We start from the raw sequence: 17031 nt of genomic DNA, 5'->3' as shown, positions 1-17031 counted from the left end.
TTAAGAAAATATGCACTACGAGGGGTGTAAAACCCTCATGAATTGGATGAAATTGTAAAAGGGTGAGCTGTTTCAAACAACTCACCCCTTATTTTTGAGGTTGAAAAATACTTATGTCCCAACCTCTTAAATTTATGTTATACCGCTTCTCCTACCGCTTTACCATTTACAAATCTTGGACTATTCCATAGATTAATCCATGATTTAATAGCCGTAATCACAACAACAACACCTAAAATCAACATTATGACGGATAATATGCCATTTAATACAGAATAACCAGATGCTGCTGGATTCCAGTACACGTTTTTGATCATCCAAATTCCTGCAACATTTACTGATATATATAAATATACTAATGGAATAATACAAGTTAAAACATAAATCCGTTTTGTTGCAATTTTTAATACAACCGTTGCACCAATAACTAATCCAATGGAAGCCATTAGCTGGTTAGATACACCGAATAACGCCCAAATTGGTCCAATTTCACCTGTGTACAGTAAATACCCCCACATGAAACACGCTAAAGCACTAGCAATGATTGTACCAGGCAACCAATCTGTCCGTTTTAACGGTTTGATGACATCTCCTAAGAAATCTTGAATTAAGTAGCGGGCTACACGAGTACCTGCGTCGATTGCAGTTAAGATGAACACCGCTTCAAACATGATGACAAATTGGTAGAAGTAACCGCTCATTTCTGTGAACCATGGCACTCCAGTAAAAATTTGTGTCATCCCTACTGCAAGGGATACGGCACCGCCCGTTCTTCCCTCTAAATCAATACCTATCGCTTGTGATAATTGAGGTAAGTTGACAACTTCCATTCCTAATGTGGCAAATACTGCTGGAGCTGCATTGATTGCGAAATAATCAGCAGGATGCAAAGAAGTAGCTGCAACAAGCGCCATTACCCCTACTAAACTTTCGACTAGCATAGCTCCAAATCCTACAACGCGAATATCTTCCCATTTATCTAACATCTTAGGCGTTGTTCCAGATCCAATGAATGCATGGAAACCAGAAATGGCACCACAAGCAATGGTAATTGAAACAAATGGCCATACAGGACCTGCAATGATTGGCCCTCCACCATGAATAAATTCTGTTACTGCTGGGAATTGAATAACAGGGTTAACGAAAAATACCCCAATAATTAAAGCTATAAATACCCCAATTTTCATAAAGCTTGATAAATAATCCCTTGGTGCAAGCAAAAACCATACCGGCAATGCCGCAGCAAAAAATGCATAAATCGGTAAGATCAACGCCAAAGTTTGGCGATCTAACGTCAACCAATCACCAAGCACTGTTCCTTGAATATACGGTCCAACAAAGACGCCGATCATTAATAAAATGAATCCAACCGTAGATGTTACAACTAAGTTACCAGTCTTTTTATAGGCAATCCCAACAAGCATAGCAATTGGGATTGTAATTCCTACTGCAAAAGTTCCCCACGGATTTCTTTCTAATGCACCAAGCACTACCATGGAAAGACCAGCCATTGTTATCGTAATGATGAATAACATAGCAAGACCTGTACAGAATCCTGCAACCGGCCCCAGCTCCTCTTTCATCACTTCAGAAAGGGATTTCCCTTTTTTGCGCATGGATGCAAATAATACAACGGCATCATGTACTGCTCCACCAATCACCGCACCAATTAACAACCATAGTAAACCTGGTAAATATCCAAATTGTGCAGCAAGTACAGGTCCAACAAGCGGCCCAGCTGCAGCGATTGCGGCGAAGTGATGTCCGAATGCTACCCATTTGTTCGTCGGCACATAGTCTTGCCCATCGTTTAATTCATGGGCAGGTGTTGGTGTTTTTTCATTGATTAACAAAACTTTTTTTGTAAAAAAATAACCATATAATCGGTATCCAATCACGAGTATACAGATGGCACCGATTACAATAGAAAGTCCATTCATAAAATTCCCCCATCCCTTAGTATTTATTTCTTGGAATAACTACTAACAGAATCGATTTCTATTTTAAAATAACCCCCTTGTCCAATCCCCCTTTAGAAATTGTTGAAAATGTAATAAACAATATGAAATTTCTTTTGTAATAGTATAAAAATTACAACTTTTACAAAAAAATATTTTTTTATCATTATTTTATATTTTTTCAAAAAAATCAATCTCTTTTTTTTTTTACTATACTATTATCCTATTCTTTGATTTATTCAATAAAGTTTCAAAGATTACTTGTTAAAAAACACACGATAGGATGTATATTGAAACCAATCTCCTGGATTAATCCCCTCATTTTTTGATAGCTGATGCTGAATTAAAGTATCACTTGCCATGTTTTGTAGCATGATGGAAGCTTCTCCGCCAGTTAATAATTCCTCGACAGAAAGCCATTTGGCGTCAATTAGTTCGCGTTCTTGAATACAAATCGGTTGCTCTTCATTAATTGGTTTACAAGCAAAAATGGCCATATTATCACTTACTTCTCCTCTTATAACCCCCGTTCTAAATCCAACCATGCCGGTTACGATACAATCAATCCCAGTCTCTTCTTTTACTTCCCGGAGTGCTGCTTCATCAGCAGTTTCACCTAGTTGCACAAATCCTGCTGGAATTGACCATACTCCTTTTAATCCACTATATCTCTTTTTTACAACGAGCCATTTTCCATCTGAATTGACAACAACAGCTCCTGCACCTAACCATACTTTTCCTCGTTCTTTTTTCATATATACTCACCCTTTGTTTAAACTTACCACTATTTTACAACGCTTATAGCTATTTGAATATATCTATAAAACTTTCAGCTATCTCCTTATTTGGTAGTAGCACCTAGTTCACTTAAAAAAATTCATAAAAATAGGCCGCCAGAAATTTCTCTTCTAGACAGCCCAATTAATATAAATCGTTTTAACATTCTTCCGGTGTGCCAGTAACTTTCGCTGTTCTGAAAGATGAACCGCAACCACAAGATGCAATGGCATTCGGATTGTCGATCGTAAATCCACCGCCCATTAACGACTGTTTATAATCAATTTTTGTCCCCATTAAAATAGGGGCATCTTGTTGTGATACTAAAATTTTAATTCCGTGCTGTTCATCGATATAATCATCTTCATTTACATTTTGATCAAAATTCATGCCATAAGTAAGACCACTACAACCACCACCATGAACAGCTAAACGTAAATAAGAACTTTCTTCCTCATTATGTTTTGCCATCTCTTTTACGCGAAATGCAGCTGCTTCTGTTAATTCAATAACTCTTTTTTCTGCACTCATCCGAATCACCTTCCTTAAACAATATAATAACAGTGCAATCATGAATATGACAATGAAACTGCTTTATACACATTATTGTTAAACTCATTTATTGAATCTGCCAGTATAATAGTCTTATAACCTACTGCTCAGGAGGTAGTATATTATGGAAAACTATACAGAAATCTCCCCTTTTTATGTAAAAAAAGTAGTTTGTATTTTTTGTGAAAAAAAATTTCCTACCCTAAAAGTTCGTTCCAAGTTCGTAAAAGTTGAAAATACTGAAACTGATTTTCGTCCCATTTATTCTGATTCGAATGTCAATCCTTTATACTACAATGTATTTGTTTGTCAACACTGCGGCTTTTCCTTCACCGAAGATTTTTCTAAATATTTTGCACCAGGTACACGGGAAAAAATTCAAGAGCAAATTACGAAAAAATGGGTTCCACACAGCTTTAGCGGTGAACGTACAATAGCCCAAGCAATACAATCATATAAACTCGCACTCGTTTGCGGTAATTTAAAAAATGAAAAATTCATTGCAAGAGCAGGTCTTGCTCTTCGAATTGGGTGGCTATATCGTACTCTTCAAAATAAAGAACAAGAAATACGTTTTTTAAAAATTGCCAGAGATTTATATATGGATTCTTACTCAACAGAAGACTATTTAAGCACTGGAATGAGCGGAATCCGTGTTATGTACTTGATTGCTGAACTTTCACGAAGAATCGGGGACATATCAAATGCAACGAGATTCTTCTCAAGAGTAATAGAAAATCAACGACATGGTGGAGAACCTAAAATAATAGAAATGGCTAAGGAACAATGGCAAATCATTCGCGAAGAGCGAAATCAAGGAAATGTAATTACTGAATAAAAAAACGGTGTACTCACTATTCATATTAAATAGAAGAGTACACCGTTTTCAATTAGTTTAGTCGTTTTTCAATTAGAAAACTTGCTCTACTTCAACAATACCAGGTACTTCTTCTAATAATGCGCGTTCGATGCCGGCTTTTAATGTAATTGTAGAGCTTGGGCATGAACCACATGCACCTAGTAAACGTAATTTTACAACGCCGTCTTCCACATCAATTAATTCGCAGTCTCCACCATCGCGTAGTAAGAACGGGCGTAATTTATCTAAAACTTCTTTTACTTGTTCAAATTGTTCAGTATTTGTCATATTCCTCGACTCCTTTCATTAAAATTATTATAATGTGAACAAGAGAAAAAATCCATTATTATCGTAACGAAAGGTGTAATAATATGAATAAAAATATGCCAATTATTGAAGTTTTTGGTGCCGACGTTCTTTGTGCAAGTTGCGTTAATGCACCTTCATCCAAAGACACTTACGAATGGTTAGAAGCAGCGATTAAACGGAAATATCCGAATCAACCATTTACAATTCGCTACATTGATATCAACGAACCGCTAACAGATAAACGGGATCAAGAATATGCTGAACGCATTCATAATGATGAATATTTTTATCCTCTAGTACTTATTAACAATGAAGTTGTCGGAGAAGGATATATCCAAATACAGCCGGTTTTTAAAGCTTTAGAAAAATTAGGTTTTGAGCCTAGCGAGTAATATTAACATACGTTTTCTTCACGTTAAAAATTCGTAAGTATTACAAGGAAAATACTTGCGAATTTTTCATTTAGTTATCGTTTTGACGTTTGTACATCCAAAGCAATCCTGACTTAAGTAAACGTGCAATTCTACCTGTTACCGTTGTATCCGCAATATAAACAAATCCTTGTTTCTTCCCTAAAGATCCCATAAATCCTTTTAATTTGATATCTGGCATTTTTTCTGGTAACGCTTCACCTTTCCAGCGATGTTTTAACACACGAACAATTCGTTCAGCTTGTTCTTCAGCAAGTTGTGCACTGGCTGGCAAATCAGATGAAGCACAGTCTCCTACAACGAAAACATGCTCATCATCAACGAGATGGAAATATTGGTTGACAAGTGGTCGACCTTTATTATCTTTTTCAGCATCCATTTCTCGAACAATTTTCACCGGACGCACACCAGCTGTCCAAACAATGGCATCTGCTTCAATTACTTCATCATGATTATAGATTTTTCCAGGTTCCACTTTTGTAATGTTAGATTCTGCAACGATTTCTACATTATTTTTTTCAAACCACTCTTTTACATACTTACTTAGTTTTTCAGGGAATGAACGTAAAATACGAGAAGATCGGTCAAACAATTTAATTTGTAAATCTGAGCGACTTTCTCTTAATTCACTAGCAATCTCAATACCACTCAATCCTGCTCCTACGATTGCAACGATAGAACCTGGAGGTAAGCCGCATAACATTTCAAACGTTTTGCGAGAGTTTGCTATCGTTTGAATGCTCAATGTATACTCCTCTGCTCCAGGTACACCATGATAATCATCTTCACAGCCTAGACCGATTACTAAATCATCATATGGGATAACCGTTCCATCTTGTAAATGAACCGTTTTTTCCTTACGATCAATTTTTGTAATTTCTCCGTACACCTTTTCTAATCTTGGATGTTCAGGAAAATCAACTCGTACTTTTTTGTCAGTTGTTGTCCCCGCTGCAAGTGCGTAAAACTCTGTTTTTAAACTATGGAACGGATTGCGATCAATTAATGTAATCATCGTATCTTCTGGAATTTGGTTAGGTAGCAATCGAAGCAAAATACGCATGTTGCCATAACCGCCGCCTAGTAATACAAGTTTTTTCATAGAAAACTCCCCTATTTTTTTATTGCTTGCAGTTCACTAAATTTACACAAACATTAGTATATTACATTGTGAGAGATTTCACAATAGTTTTTTGTGAAAGGATTCACATAAAGTTTATTTCATTGACGAATGTAAAATTTAAGAGTAGGATTTTTTTGAGTGAGGTGAACCTTTGTGAATCCGTTAGTAGAATTTTGTATTTCGAATTTAGCAATGGGCTCTCAAGAAACATATGATGTATTGGAAAATGATCCAAATATAGATGTTCTTGAATACGGTTGTTTAAGTTATTGTACAATGTGTTCAGAGAAGTTATATGCTCTCGTCAATGGAGACATGGTTGAAGCTGATACTCCTGAAGAATTGACGAAAAAGATTTATGAATATATTAAAGACAACCCTCTTTTTTAATCATGTCATCATTTCGTTTAGATACAGATTGAAAAATGGCCTGACCAAAAGTATTAACTTTTAGTCAGGCTCAAATATTTACTATGAATATTTTTAAGCTGTCTCTACGGTAGTCAGGTGGCCACATCAAATGCCCCCTCTCGTCGCATTTTATATGTGATAAATGCAAGTTATAAAGGAGTACCGCAGAAGACAACTAGCTATAACGTATATCTATCATTTATTATGACAAATTTTTGTTACGCTTATAATTCAAATTCACTTAAATCATTAATGCAGTAAGTTGGTTGTACCCCTTTTTCTTTAACTTTCTCCGTATTCACGACACCCGTATTGACATGAACAGTATCGCAGCCAAAGCGAATACCACATAAAATATCCGTATCGTAATTATCTCCAATCATTAGCATCTCATTTTTGTTATAGCCATATTCTTGCTGTATCATTTCTAGCATAACTGGCGACGGTTTCCCCATAAACATTGGTTCCACATTAGAAACTTGACTAACGAGTTTAACAAAAGAACCGTTCCCTGGATGGAACCCTTTTTCTGTTGGGAATTTAATATCTTCGTTCGTTCCAATTAAGGTTGCTCCATTTTGAACAGCAATACAAGCTTTCGTTAATTTTTCATAATCAATTTTTCGATCAATTCCCATTACAACTACATCAGGATTTTCTTCCACTATGTCAATTCCTTCTTGTTGAAGTGCATAACGGATTCCATCCTGGCCAATAACAAATACTTTAGCTTGTCCAAAATGCTTTTTCACATATTTTGCAGTCACTAATGAACTTGAGTAAATTTGTTTTTCAGAAACGTTCAATCCGAACTGCTGAAGTGTTTGTTTAATTTGGGAAGGAGTTTTCGACGAATTATTTGTTACAAAAAAGTAATCTAACTGTTTATCTTCTAATTGATGGATGAATTGGATGGCAGTAGGAATAACTTCTTTTCCACGATATACTGTGCCATCTAAATCAAAACAGTACGCTCGATAGTGCTTCATCAACGATCCTCCGGTAAAAATGCGGACACTGGTCCTAATTCATTTTCCAAATATTGCGTTACTTCTTTTGAAAATGTTTTTAACGCTGGTAATGTATTTTTTAACACTTCATAAACCTTTTCAATTTCTACTTGTGTAAATTCACGGACGATATTTTTGCGTAAACTGATTAATTCTTTGAATGGCTTTTCTTTTTCACTTGCGATAACTTTTTCATCAATCAAAATGTCAATAATATCGTCATAGCTGCCAGGATCTCTCATAATAAAACCGTCAATCATCAAGTTTCCAACGTCGATGACTGATTCAATTGCATTATGTGTAATGCGTTCCAATGCTAATTTTGTTATATCATCTTTTAACCAATCTTCTTTCTGTTCAAAAATGGAGATGATTTCATCTAAATATGATAAAGTTCTCGTAATTTTATTTCTGTCAACAAAATACATGACAAATGCCTCCAATTCAAAAAGTTGATAGTTTTCCCGCTTCTATAGTAACATATTCTGTAGTATTGGAAGGAGACCAAAACAGCGATGGAACGATTTTTCTTATATGATGATATAGAAGATACAAAGACAAGATTTGTCAGCTTTACTGGAAAAAAACTTCGCTATGATTTAGCGATTATGCAATCGACACGTTTTTATGGAAAAGTTCTTGTTTTAGATATGCAATTTGGCCGATTTGCGATTATCGGACCAGATGATTTAGAAGAACCTGGCTATTTAGAACATGTTTTTAATAAAACAGAAGAAGAGGCTGAAGATTTAAGAGAATATTTAATGGAATTATTGTCATAATCAATAAGCCATCTCCAACAAGGGAGATGGCCTTCATTTTCTTATTTGATTTTGTCGTGAGAATACCCCTGCGGAGCTGATACAAGCTTTTCTTGTGGGACTCGGCCAATTTTTCTTAAAATAAAATATGCACACCCAAAATTACAATACTCAAATAAATAATCTTGAACGGTGCTAATTTTATTATCAAAGGTAGATTTTTGATTACGATCATCAAAAAATCCTTTTAATCTAAGTTGACCATATCCCCAATCTCCGACGATATAATCATACTTCGCTAATACGTCCGTATATCGATTTATAAATGCCTCGTCTTGAAAACCGTCACGATAATTTTCAATTAACTCATAGCCAATTCCTTCGACTACAATCACCCAAACCCCTCCAATTCTACGACTAGATCACTTTTTATTTCATTACATCTCTGCTTGGAGTTGTCTAGTTTTCGTTGCTTCATTCACTTGTTCATCCGCATGATAACTACTACGAACTAAAGGACCTGCTTCACAATGTTTGAAACCTTTTTCCATCGCAATTTTTCGAAGTTTTCCAAATTCTAGAGGTGAATAATACTTTTTAACTGGTAAGTGTTTTTTCGTTGGTTGTAAATATTGTCCGATTGTCATGATATCAACATTGTTAGCAAGGAGATCATCCATTACTTCTAAAATTTCATCCCATGTTTCACCGAGTCCGATCATTAAAGAAGATTTTGTCGGAATATCCGGTTGCATTTCTTTTGCTCGGCGCAAAAACTCTAGTGAACGGTCATACGTTGCTTTAGCACGGACTCTCGGAGTAAGTCTTCGAACAGTTTCGATATTATGATTCAAAATATCTGGTCTTGCATCCATGACAATGCGTAAATTGTCCTCTACCCCGCCTAAATCAGAAGGTAGGACTTCAATAGAAGTTTGCGGTGATTTACGTCGAATGGCGCGAATTGTTTCAGCTAATATGCTTGCTCCGCCATCTTTTAAATCATCACGCGCAACCATTGTGATTACGACATGTTTTAAATTCATAATTTTTACTGAATCAGCAACACGTTCTGGTTCTTGTAAGTCCAGCTCATTTGGAAGTCCCGTTTTAACCGCACAGAATCTGCATGCTCGGGTACAAACAGCCCCCAAAATCATCATCGTTGCCGTTCTTCTCTCTCCCCAACATTCATGAATGTTTGGACAACGTGCTTCTTCACAAACAGTATGCAAGTTATTTTCTCGCATTAATTTTTTTAAATCTCGATATTCTTCGTTCGTATTTAACTTTATTTTTAACCATTCGGGTTTCCTTAAAATTTCTTTATTGCTCATTTCGTATCAGCCCCTATCAATTAAGAAAAAATAGTATAACCTACTTGTCAATATATCATGTTAATGCTTTTGCAACAACTAACAATATCGATAAAGTTCATTAATATTATTTTCTATTATTATTCATATGGAACAGGGACTTCAATAGAAGGTTGTGCACCATCTCCACCGTTTGTATAAATATTTGGAACTTGGCTTCTAGTTAGTCCAATTGCGACTGGAATCGTTTGTTCTACAGTAGCAGTTTTACTAGCAAATGGCACGATGATTTGGACATTTACTTTTAAGCGAATGTTCACTTCTACAAGTGCATTATTGATTCCAAACTCTGTTATGGTTGTCGCAACATCACTCGAAACATTTCCAATGATGTGAAAACGTATTGGCACTTTAGGTCCTAAGTTACCTAATAGGGGCAGATTTAACGCTTGAGCAAGTGGAACAAAAAAGACAATGCCGTCCCCTCTTTGAATTTCCGAAACATCATATTCTACATTTTCTAATTCAGGAAGCTGGGACAAGTCTCCCCTTTCCGCCATTTCTAGATGTTCTTTTACGAGGGCTGTCGTTTCCGCGCGGACTTGGTTAATAATTTCAGTATTAAATTTCGTTGTCAACATGTAGTCTGATTCCGTAGGCAAGTCCTCAATTATTTCATTCACATCTAGCACGCTTGAAGTTCTTGCATTGATTGCCTTACTTACTACATGCGAGGCGATTTTATATGTTTGTACTTCAGCATAATCTAAATAGGTTGGCATCAATCGAGAGTTTAAAAAATATAAAAATAATATCACAGTGAATACAAAGCTCATAAGAAATAATGCAAAACGATTTGCTCTTTTTTTTCGTCTATTCGGTGACCGAATCATCATTCTACGAGGTTTTCGTGAAAACAAAAAATCTCCTCCTAGCTAATTTTATGAACAGGAGGAGATGACTATTCAAGGCTGTAAATATTCAGTATCTACTCTTAATATCTCAACTTGCGGAAATTCTTCTAAATTTAAAAGATACGTAGACTTTAATAACATACCGTTTTCCTCAAAAATGCGAACATAGGGACGGGAGGATTGTTTAGTATTTTGTTTTGCAACGATTCCCCTTCTTCCATCCGATAAACAAAGAACCGTTCCATTTGGATAGTGTACAACACTTTTAATCAAAGCATCTACCACTCGTTTTTCAAAAAGTGTGCCACTATCAGATTCAATTAGGTCAATTCCTTCCGAAGGCAACATTTTATCGCGATAAACCCGATTAGATGTCACCGCGTCAAAAACATCGGCCACGGCAATAATCTTTGCATATGGATGAATTTCATTGTCTACTAATCCTCTTGGATATCCACTGCCATCCAAACGTTCATGATGTTGCAGGGCACAATGAGCAACTAATAAAGAAACCGTATGTAAATTTCGTAAAATATTGAACCCGTAACGGGTATGTAGTTTCATAATGGCAAATTCTTCATCAGTTAATTGTCCAGGTTTATGTAAAATTTCGAGTGGCAGCACCATTTTACCTACATCGTGTAATAATGCGCCAATTCCAATTGTACGTAAATCTTCATACGGGTATCCGAGTTCTTTCGCTATTGCAAGAGAATAAAGGGTTACATTAAAGGAATGTTGGAACAACGCTTCATCATAAAGATAAGTATCCGTTATTATCGTTAACATTTCATTATTGCTAAATATCGTTTTTAACAAATCATCTACTAAAAAATTCAACTTTTTTGATTGCTTATCTAAAACAAAAGCCGCATCACGACTATTTAATCCTTTCATTTGACGGAAAGAACGCTCAATATTCGATACAGCTTTTGCTCTGAGTTCTAGGGGTACCGTCTCTTCCACTACAATGTCCTTGGAAATTTCATCTTCAATATATATATATTGAATGTTCATTTGCTTTAATCTTCGTATAATGCCCTCGGTCATTTTTACATGTCGCTGCACTAATGGGTGTCCTGATTCGTTAAAAATTGCTCTCCCCATTATCATTCCTGGTTTTGCTGCATTAATAGAAATGAGTCGCATAATAATGTTTACCCCATTCTGCCGATTTCAGTATTCCAAATTATATTATATAGCCAGTAATATCATTTAGGAACATTTTAGTAAAAATTTTCAATTTAAATACCGTTTACAATAATCTATTAAAACGTCCCTCAAAAAATATGGTAAAAAATATTTCTTTTTCGCATATTTAAAATTAGGGAAAAAATATCCAAAAGTAAACATATCAAGCGTCGCTAATTGATATGTTCGATTTAAGTCACTGACTTCTCCTTTTACAATTAATTCCCGATTTTTGTTTACCGAAAAATCATACGTTAATATTTTTCCAAAAATTAATCCTCTAAAACCTAATCCTTTTAACTCAAGTTGTGACCACTCATCATTCTTCGCTTGAAGAAACACTTCCTTCAATTGTCTACCAGTTATTTCTACAACACATAAGTTAATGGGATGGGGTAAAATTCGATGAATATCATATTTACTAATATTACCTTTTTTCAAGCCATCTAAAAATATTCCTGCATTAAACATCGCACAATCGGCACCCGTATGTTCCAATACTGCTTTTGCAAAAAGCCTAGAAATTTGGGAATGATGAAACCATTCTTTATTATAACTTTTCGTTGTTTGGAAAATCGTTTCGCTCATTAACTCCTTGCCAGTGCTCGATAACTGTTCTAGAAACTCCACTTCCCCGTCAATTTCAGGTAACAATGCATTATCAATAATCTTTTCTTCTTTCCGAATAATTTTTCGCTCGCGGTGATCAAATTGAATCGTTAAGTGTCCAGTATATGCCCCGAATTTACCACAACCAGTGAGCAAAACACCATTTACCATTTTACCTGTTTCAAGAAAGTGGTGAGTGTGAGAACCAAAAATTACATCTAAATCTGGACAATCTTGAGCCAATAATTCATCTTCCGTAATTCCTAAATGAGATAAACATAGTAAGATATCGACTTGCTCCCTAAGCTGTTTAACAATAGAAATTATCTTTTTTCTCGGCTCTACAATATCCCATTGAAGTTCTTTATAAAACAATTCATAAAAAGCTGTAGCACCAATTACACCTATTTTTGTTCCGTATTTAGTCTCTAAGATTGTATATGGTTTTAGCCATTTCGGATTTTCTCTATTTGCTGCCTTTAAATTAGCGACAACTACTTCAAAATTTGCTTCATCATACAAATGATAAAGTTCGTCAAAATCTAACGTAATTCCTTCATTATTTCCGATTGTAACGACATCATATTGAGCTTCATTTAATAGTTTGACGTTCCCTAAACCGAGCGTTGCTTCGGTATATATATTCGAACGATCTAAATGGTCGCCAATGTCAAATAAAAAACTAGGTTCTCCACGTTCTGCGTAGGCAAGGCGTTCTTTTCGAATGAAAAATTGAGAACGCAACCAATATTCGAAATGGCTATGTAAATCATTTGTATGATAAAAATGAATCGTTTCTAGCAAACTATTCACCATCTCTCAATATTTAAAATAGCCCCTCTAAAATCGATTGGATACCGATTAATACCATAACGATTTGCAATACAAGAACAACCGTTTTTGATTTCAATCGTTTGTTTAAAGCTGAACCTAATTTCGCACCTACATAAGCCCCAACAATTACGGGAATTGTATAGTGCCAAGGGATATTTCCTAAATATATATGACTCATCGAGTTGACTAATGATGTTAAAAACACCATAAACATCGAAGTAGCAACTGCAACATGTGGTGGAAAACGGAACAATAACACCATTGCAGGAACAAGTAATGAACCTCCACCTATGCCAAATAATCCTGAAATCATGCCGACAAAGAAGGAAAAGAGAACAGCAAACCATATAGGATAGCCATATTCGAAACTTTGGCCTTGGCGATCTGTAAAACTTCTTTTTAATCCGTGATCAATAAACCAGTTAATGGGCTTTAACTTATCTCGTACAAACAATATTGTTGACAAAACGATTAGTAAAAAACCGAAATATAAATTAAATGAATCAATATCCAACCCTTTGTTTAACCAAGCGCCCAATATTGTACCTGGTGCACTACCTATAAAAAAAATTAATCCGCTTATGAAATCCACTTGTTTTGATCTCATATATGAAATCGTTGAAGACAAACCTATGAAAATCATCATGATTACAGATAAACCAACGACTCGCTGCGGAGTAATGTCAGGAAAAAAGCCTAAATTAATACCGAAAAAAAGCGTTGCTGGTATTAAAATAACCCCTCCCCCTAATCCAACTAACGAACCTAATATTCCAGCACAAAGTGCGATGATGGAAAGAAGTAAATATCCCATTAAAATTCCCCTTCAAAAAGATTTAATTGCTTCGGTGCAAGACCTTCAAAATTGATATTTAAAATTTCTTGAAACATTTTTGCGTTACTTGCTGCATGATGCCCTGAATTGTTGTTAAAAAGTACAAAAACTTCTTCCGCATTGGATTCCAAATCTTTTATTTTGTTTGCTAAATCTTCTAGCTCCTCTTTTGTATAGTCGTATAAAAAACGAACCTCTCTCCAATTAGGAGTACCCGAATTACGCCATCCAAAAACATTTCTTCCATGCAAACGGACAAGTACTTTCTTATTTGTTACTTTCGGAACGAAGGGCACTGAACCAATACCGGCTTGTGGTTCATCGCAAACGGTATGAATTAGTCCATTTTCTCTTAAAAATTGAATCGTTGCTTCCTCTCTATCACTTTGAAACCAAGTTTGGTTACGAAATTCAATAGCAATTGGAAACTCTTCTAATTGTTGTTTAACATATAAAATATACTTTACATTTTGAGAGGTACAATCAAACCATGGTGGGAATTGGACTAGTACCATAGCTAATTTATTGGACTTGTGAAAGGCATTGGCACATTGGCGGAATGCTTCAAACATTTCTTGTCGGTTTTGATACGGAATATTATCTCTACCATGACCGGTCATTCCTTGATATGCCTTCACGATAAATTGGAAATTTTCTGGCGTTTCCTCTATCCACTTTTCAACATTTTTCACTGATGGAATTGCATAAAAGGATGTATCTACTTCCACTATTGGGAAATGACCACTGTAATCAAAAAGCCTATCTCTTTTTGTGGAGTTTTCACGATATATTGAAGGATGGTCACCCCATCCAGTAAGACCAATTTTTATCATTTCTTTCTCTCCATTTTACCTCATTATGTTGTATATAAAAAAGTATAAACGATTATACAAAAAAAGTTCGATTAAGCAATACGCAAATCGAACTCTTTCCAACTTGATTACTTTGGTCATGTCTCAAGAAATTTGGGAACGAATGATTACACTCATTAAATAGGATGATTTAATAAGCGTATTTTTTACTCTTAACTATAATTTAATTTGACGCATTCCAACTAAAGCGTATTTAGCAAAAATAAAAGACCATAAAATAGCAATTGCTACTTAGATGGCCTCTAGTTTTCTCGTCGGATAGAAATTATTAATTGCTCTATAAAAATATAACTATTATATTGAGAAATCTTCCGGTATGAACACTTTTAATTGTTTTGGGCGAACATACACGATATCCCCTTTTTGAATTTCTAGATTTTTATAATGTTCCTTTGTTAATTCAGCCTCTAAAAATTCACCATTATCTTCCCTTTTTAATTCTATTTGTACAGTTGGGCCAACGATATGAATAAACGTGATTTTTGCGGCAACTGTTTCGTTGTCAACTTTTTCTTTTTCAATTTGAATGTCATGAGGACGAACATATCCAACTGCCTCATCATGGGAATCAAGATAATTTGGAGCACTGATTTCAAATTGCCCCTGTCTTAGCTTTCCATTTTGTAAACGTCCACGAAAAATATTTACGTTTCCTAAGAAGTCATAAACAAAAGGACTTTTTGGGTTCTCATATACTTCATCTGGTGTACCAATTTGCTCGATTTTTCCATTATTCATGACAATAATGCGATCTGCCACATCAAGTGCTTCTTCCTGATCATGGGTAACAAAAATGCTTGTCACGTGAAACTCATTATGCAGTTGGCGCAGCCACCTTCGCAACTCCTTTCTCACTTTTGCGTCTAAAGCGCCAAACGGTTCGTCGAGCAATAATACTTTCGGTTCGACTGCAAGTGCTCTCGCTAATGCAACTCGTTGCCGCTGACCACCAGAAAGTTGTGAAGGATATCGATCTTGAAAGTTTTGAAGTTTAACAAGCTCCAATAATTCATTAACTTTTTTTGCAATTTCTTGCTTGGAAGGTCTCGTTTTTCTCGGACGCACTTTTAATCCGTATGCAACATTTTCAAACACAGTCATATGACGGAATAACGCATAATGTTGGAAAACAAAACCGACTTTTCTCTCCTTTGGACTTACATTTGTAATATTTTCGCCATCAAAATAGATTGCTCCTTCATCAAGCCCTTCTAACCCTGCAAGAATACGTAATAGCGTGGTTTTCCCAGATCCAGAGGGGCCTAGTAGTGCAATTAATTCACCAGATTCGATATCAACTGAAATATCTTTCAGCGCTTGAAATGAGCCGAAAGATTTTGATACATTTTTTACTTGAATGCTCATAAGCTCTCCCTACCTTACACATCTTTAGCTTTCCATGAAACAATATTTTTAATAATGATTGTAATAATCGCTAACACTGACATGATGGAAGCGACAGCAAAAGCCGCTGTAAATTGATATTCGTTATATAAAATTTCAATATGCAACGGCATTGTATTAGTTAATCCTCGAATATGTCCCGATACAACAGAAACAGCGCCAAACTCACCAATTGCACGGGCATTACATAATATTAAGCCGTACAATAATCCCCATTTAATATTTGGCAACGTGACATAGAGAAATGTTTTCAACCCGCTTGCTCCCAGCGAAATAGAAGCTTCTTCCTCAGTTACTCCTTGTGTTTGCATTAAAGGAATCAGCTCCCTTGCAATGAAGGGAAATGTCACGAACAATGTAGCAAGGATGATGCCCGGTAATGCAAATACAATTTTTATATCATGTTCAAAGAGCCATTCACCAAACAATCCTTGAGCACCGAAAAGTAAAATAAAAATTAAACCTGCAATTACTGGGGAGACGGCAAATGGCAAGTCAATAAGTGTTATTAATAAATTTTTTCCCTTAAAAGAAAACTTCGTAATCAACCAAGCAGCTACAATTCCGAAAATCGCATTCAATGGTACGACAATCAGTGCAACGGTAATAGTTAGTTTAATTGCTGCTAGTGCATCTGGATGAACAATCGATGCAACATACGTTTCCCAACCTTTTTCGAAGGCAGTGACAAATATCGAAATCAACGGAAGTATTAAAAATAGGCTAATATAAAGGAATGAAATCGTAATCAATGACCACTTTACAGTTGCTGATTCTTTCAAAGAATAAGAGTTACTGGTTGTTCTTGTAACAACGGGCACTTCTTGTTTTACCTCCAATGGTTTGGTCATTACTTGCCCTCCTC

At 35.6% G+C, this 17031-nt stretch carries 20 protein-coding genes; 4 read left to right on the top strand and 16 right to left on the bottom strand.

The genetic code is table 11. The features are described from left to right. Positions 1–137: 137 nt before the first annotated feature. The 3 genes from HF990_RS03795 to HF990_RS03785 all read right to left on the bottom strand — a co-directional run bounded on the left by HF990_RS03795 (position 138) and on the right by HF990_RS03785 (position 3266). Positions 138–1940: a carbon starvation CstA family protein gene (locus tag HF990_RS03795; protein WP_016839299.1), complete on the bottom strand. Its 1803-nt coding sequence runs from the start codon at positions 1938–1940 to the stop codon at positions 138–140. A gap of 275 nt (positions 1941–2215) precedes the next feature. Then, positions 2216–2713, bottom strand: coding sequence for an NUDIX domain-containing protein (locus HF990_RS03790; protein WP_016839298.1), 498 nt, complete (start codon positions 2711–2713; stop codon positions 2216–2218). A 181-nt stretch (positions 2714–2894) separates the two neighbouring features. Beyond that, positions 2895–3266, bottom strand: a complete 372-nt coding sequence (locus tag HF990_RS03785; RefSeq protein ID WP_016839297.1) for a HesB/IscA family protein — start codon at positions 3264–3266, stop codon at positions 2895–2897. Positions 3267–3411: 145 nt separating this feature from the next. On the opposite strand from HF990_RS03785, the gene HF990_RS03780 reads away from it, so the two are divergent. Then, entirely contained in the window at positions 3412–4125 is a 714-nt protein-coding gene (locus tag HF990_RS03780; protein ID WP_168411994.1) for a DUF2225 domain-containing protein, read from the top strand. A gap of 72 nt (positions 4126–4197) precedes the next feature. Here the strand turns inward: HF990_RS03780 and HF990_RS03775 are convergent, their stop codons facing one another. Further along, positions 4198–4434, bottom strand: a complete 237-nt coding sequence (locus tag HF990_RS03775) for a NifU family protein (protein ID WP_016839295.1) — start codon at positions 4432–4434, stop codon at positions 4198–4200. Positions 4435–4517: 83 nt separating this feature from the next. Between HF990_RS03775 and HF990_RS03770 the strand changes: the two genes are divergently transcribed. Next, positions 4518–4847 carry a YuzD family protein gene (locus HF990_RS03770; protein WP_016839294.1) on the top strand — a complete coding sequence of 110 codons (330 nt, stop codon included), beginning with the start codon at positions 4518–4520 and terminating at the stop codon, positions 4845–4847. A 70-nt stretch (positions 4848–4917) separates the two neighbouring features. On the opposite strand, the gene HF990_RS03765 is transcribed toward HF990_RS03770, so the two are convergent. Then, entirely contained in the window at positions 4918–5988 is a 1071-nt protein-coding gene (locus tag HF990_RS03765; protein ID WP_016839293.1) for an NAD(P)/FAD-dependent oxidoreductase, read from the bottom strand. Between the two features lie 174 nt (positions 5989–6162). On the opposite strand from HF990_RS03765, the gene HF990_RS03760 reads away from it, so the two are divergent. Further along, a complete protein-coding gene (locus tag HF990_RS03760) occupies positions 6163–6399 on the top strand; it encodes a YuzB family protein (protein ID WP_016839292.1) in 237 nt (78 codons plus the stop codon). Positions 6400–6644: 245 nt separating this feature from the next. Here the strand turns inward: HF990_RS03760 and HF990_RS03755 are convergent, their stop codons facing one another. Both HF990_RS03755 and HF990_RS03750 read right to left on the bottom strand, forming a co-directional pair. Continuing rightward, a complete protein-coding gene (locus HF990_RS03755) occupies positions 6645–7409 on the bottom strand; it encodes a TIGR01457 family HAD-type hydrolase (protein ID WP_016839291.1) in 765 nt (254 codons plus the stop codon). After that, entirely contained in the window at positions 7409–7858 is a 450-nt protein-coding gene (locus HF990_RS03750; RefSeq protein ID WP_168411993.1) for a DUF86 domain-containing protein, read from the bottom strand. The genes HF990_RS03755 and HF990_RS03750 overlap by 1 nt, the downstream gene beginning before the upstream one ends. Before the next feature lie 87 nt (positions 7859–7945). Between HF990_RS03750 and HF990_RS03745 the strand changes: the two genes are divergently transcribed. Beyond that, positions 7946–8212, top strand: coding sequence for a DUF3055 domain-containing protein (locus tag HF990_RS03745; protein WP_016839289.1), 267 nt, complete (start codon positions 7946–7948; stop codon positions 8210–8212). Between the two features lie 41 nt (positions 8213–8253). Here the strand turns inward: HF990_RS03745 and HF990_RS03740 are convergent, their stop codons facing one another. From HF990_RS03740 to cysW, 9 genes are all read right to left on the bottom strand, one after another. Then, entirely contained in the window at positions 8254–8586 is a 333-nt protein-coding gene (locus HF990_RS03740) for a YutD family protein (protein WP_016839288.1), read from the bottom strand. 42 nt (positions 8587–8628) lie between these two features. Continuing rightward, positions 8629–9528 (bottom strand): lipoyl synthase, encoded by a 900-nt coding sequence (gene lipA, locus HF990_RS03735; RefSeq protein WP_016839287.1) that lies wholly within the window; start codon positions 9526–9528, stop codon positions 8629–8631. A 119-nt stretch (positions 9529–9647) separates the two neighbouring features. Next, a complete protein-coding gene (gene yunB / locus HF990_RS03730) occupies positions 9648–10403 on the bottom strand; it encodes a sporulation protein YunB (protein ID WP_026019140.1) in 756 nt (251 codons plus the stop codon). Between the two features lie 69 nt (positions 10404–10472). Next, positions 10473–11570, bottom strand: a complete 1098-nt coding sequence (locus HF990_RS03725; RefSeq protein ID WP_016839285.1) for an HD-GYP domain-containing protein — start codon at positions 11568–11570, stop codon at positions 10473–10475. 90 nt (positions 11571–11660) lie between these two features. Next, on the bottom strand, positions 11661–13025 hold the full coding sequence (locus HF990_RS03720) for a bifunctional metallophosphatase/5'-nucleotidase (protein ID WP_016839284.1): 1365 nt from the start codon (positions 13023–13025) through the stop codon (positions 11661–11663). 22 nt (positions 13026–13047) lie between these two features. Continuing rightward, complete coding sequence (locus HF990_RS03715) at positions 13048–13869, bottom strand: sulfite exporter TauE/SafE family protein (protein ID WP_016839283.1); 822 nt, start codon at positions 13867–13869, stop codon at positions 13048–13050. Then, positions 13869–14723: a DUF72 domain-containing protein gene (locus HF990_RS03710; RefSeq protein WP_168411992.1), complete on the bottom strand. Its 855-nt coding sequence runs from the start codon at positions 14721–14723 to the stop codon at positions 13869–13871. Before HF990_RS03710 ends, HF990_RS03715 begins: the two co-directional genes overlap by 1 nt. 333 nt (positions 14724–15056) lie before the next feature. Beyond that, positions 15057–16127 carry a sulfate/molybdate ABC transporter ATP-binding protein gene (locus HF990_RS03705; protein WP_016839281.1) on the bottom strand — a complete coding sequence of 357 codons (1071 nt, stop codon included), beginning with the start codon at positions 16125–16127 and terminating at the stop codon, positions 15057–15059. Between the two features lie 14 nt (positions 16128–16141). Further along, positions 16142–17017, bottom strand: coding sequence for a sulfate ABC transporter permease subunit CysW (gene cysW, locus HF990_RS03700; RefSeq protein ID WP_247595817.1), 876 nt, complete (start codon positions 17015–17017; stop codon positions 16142–16144). Between the last annotated feature and the right edge of the window lie 14 nt (positions 17018–17031).

The organism is Ureibacillus thermosphaericus, assembly GCF_012396605.1.
Classification (GTDB): domain Bacteria; phylum Bacillota; class Bacilli; order Bacillales_A; family Planococcaceae; genus Ureibacillus; species Ureibacillus thermosphaericus.
The sequence above is the reverse complement of the archived record's forward strand: the minus strand, read 5'-3'. Positions and strand labels throughout refer to the sequence as shown.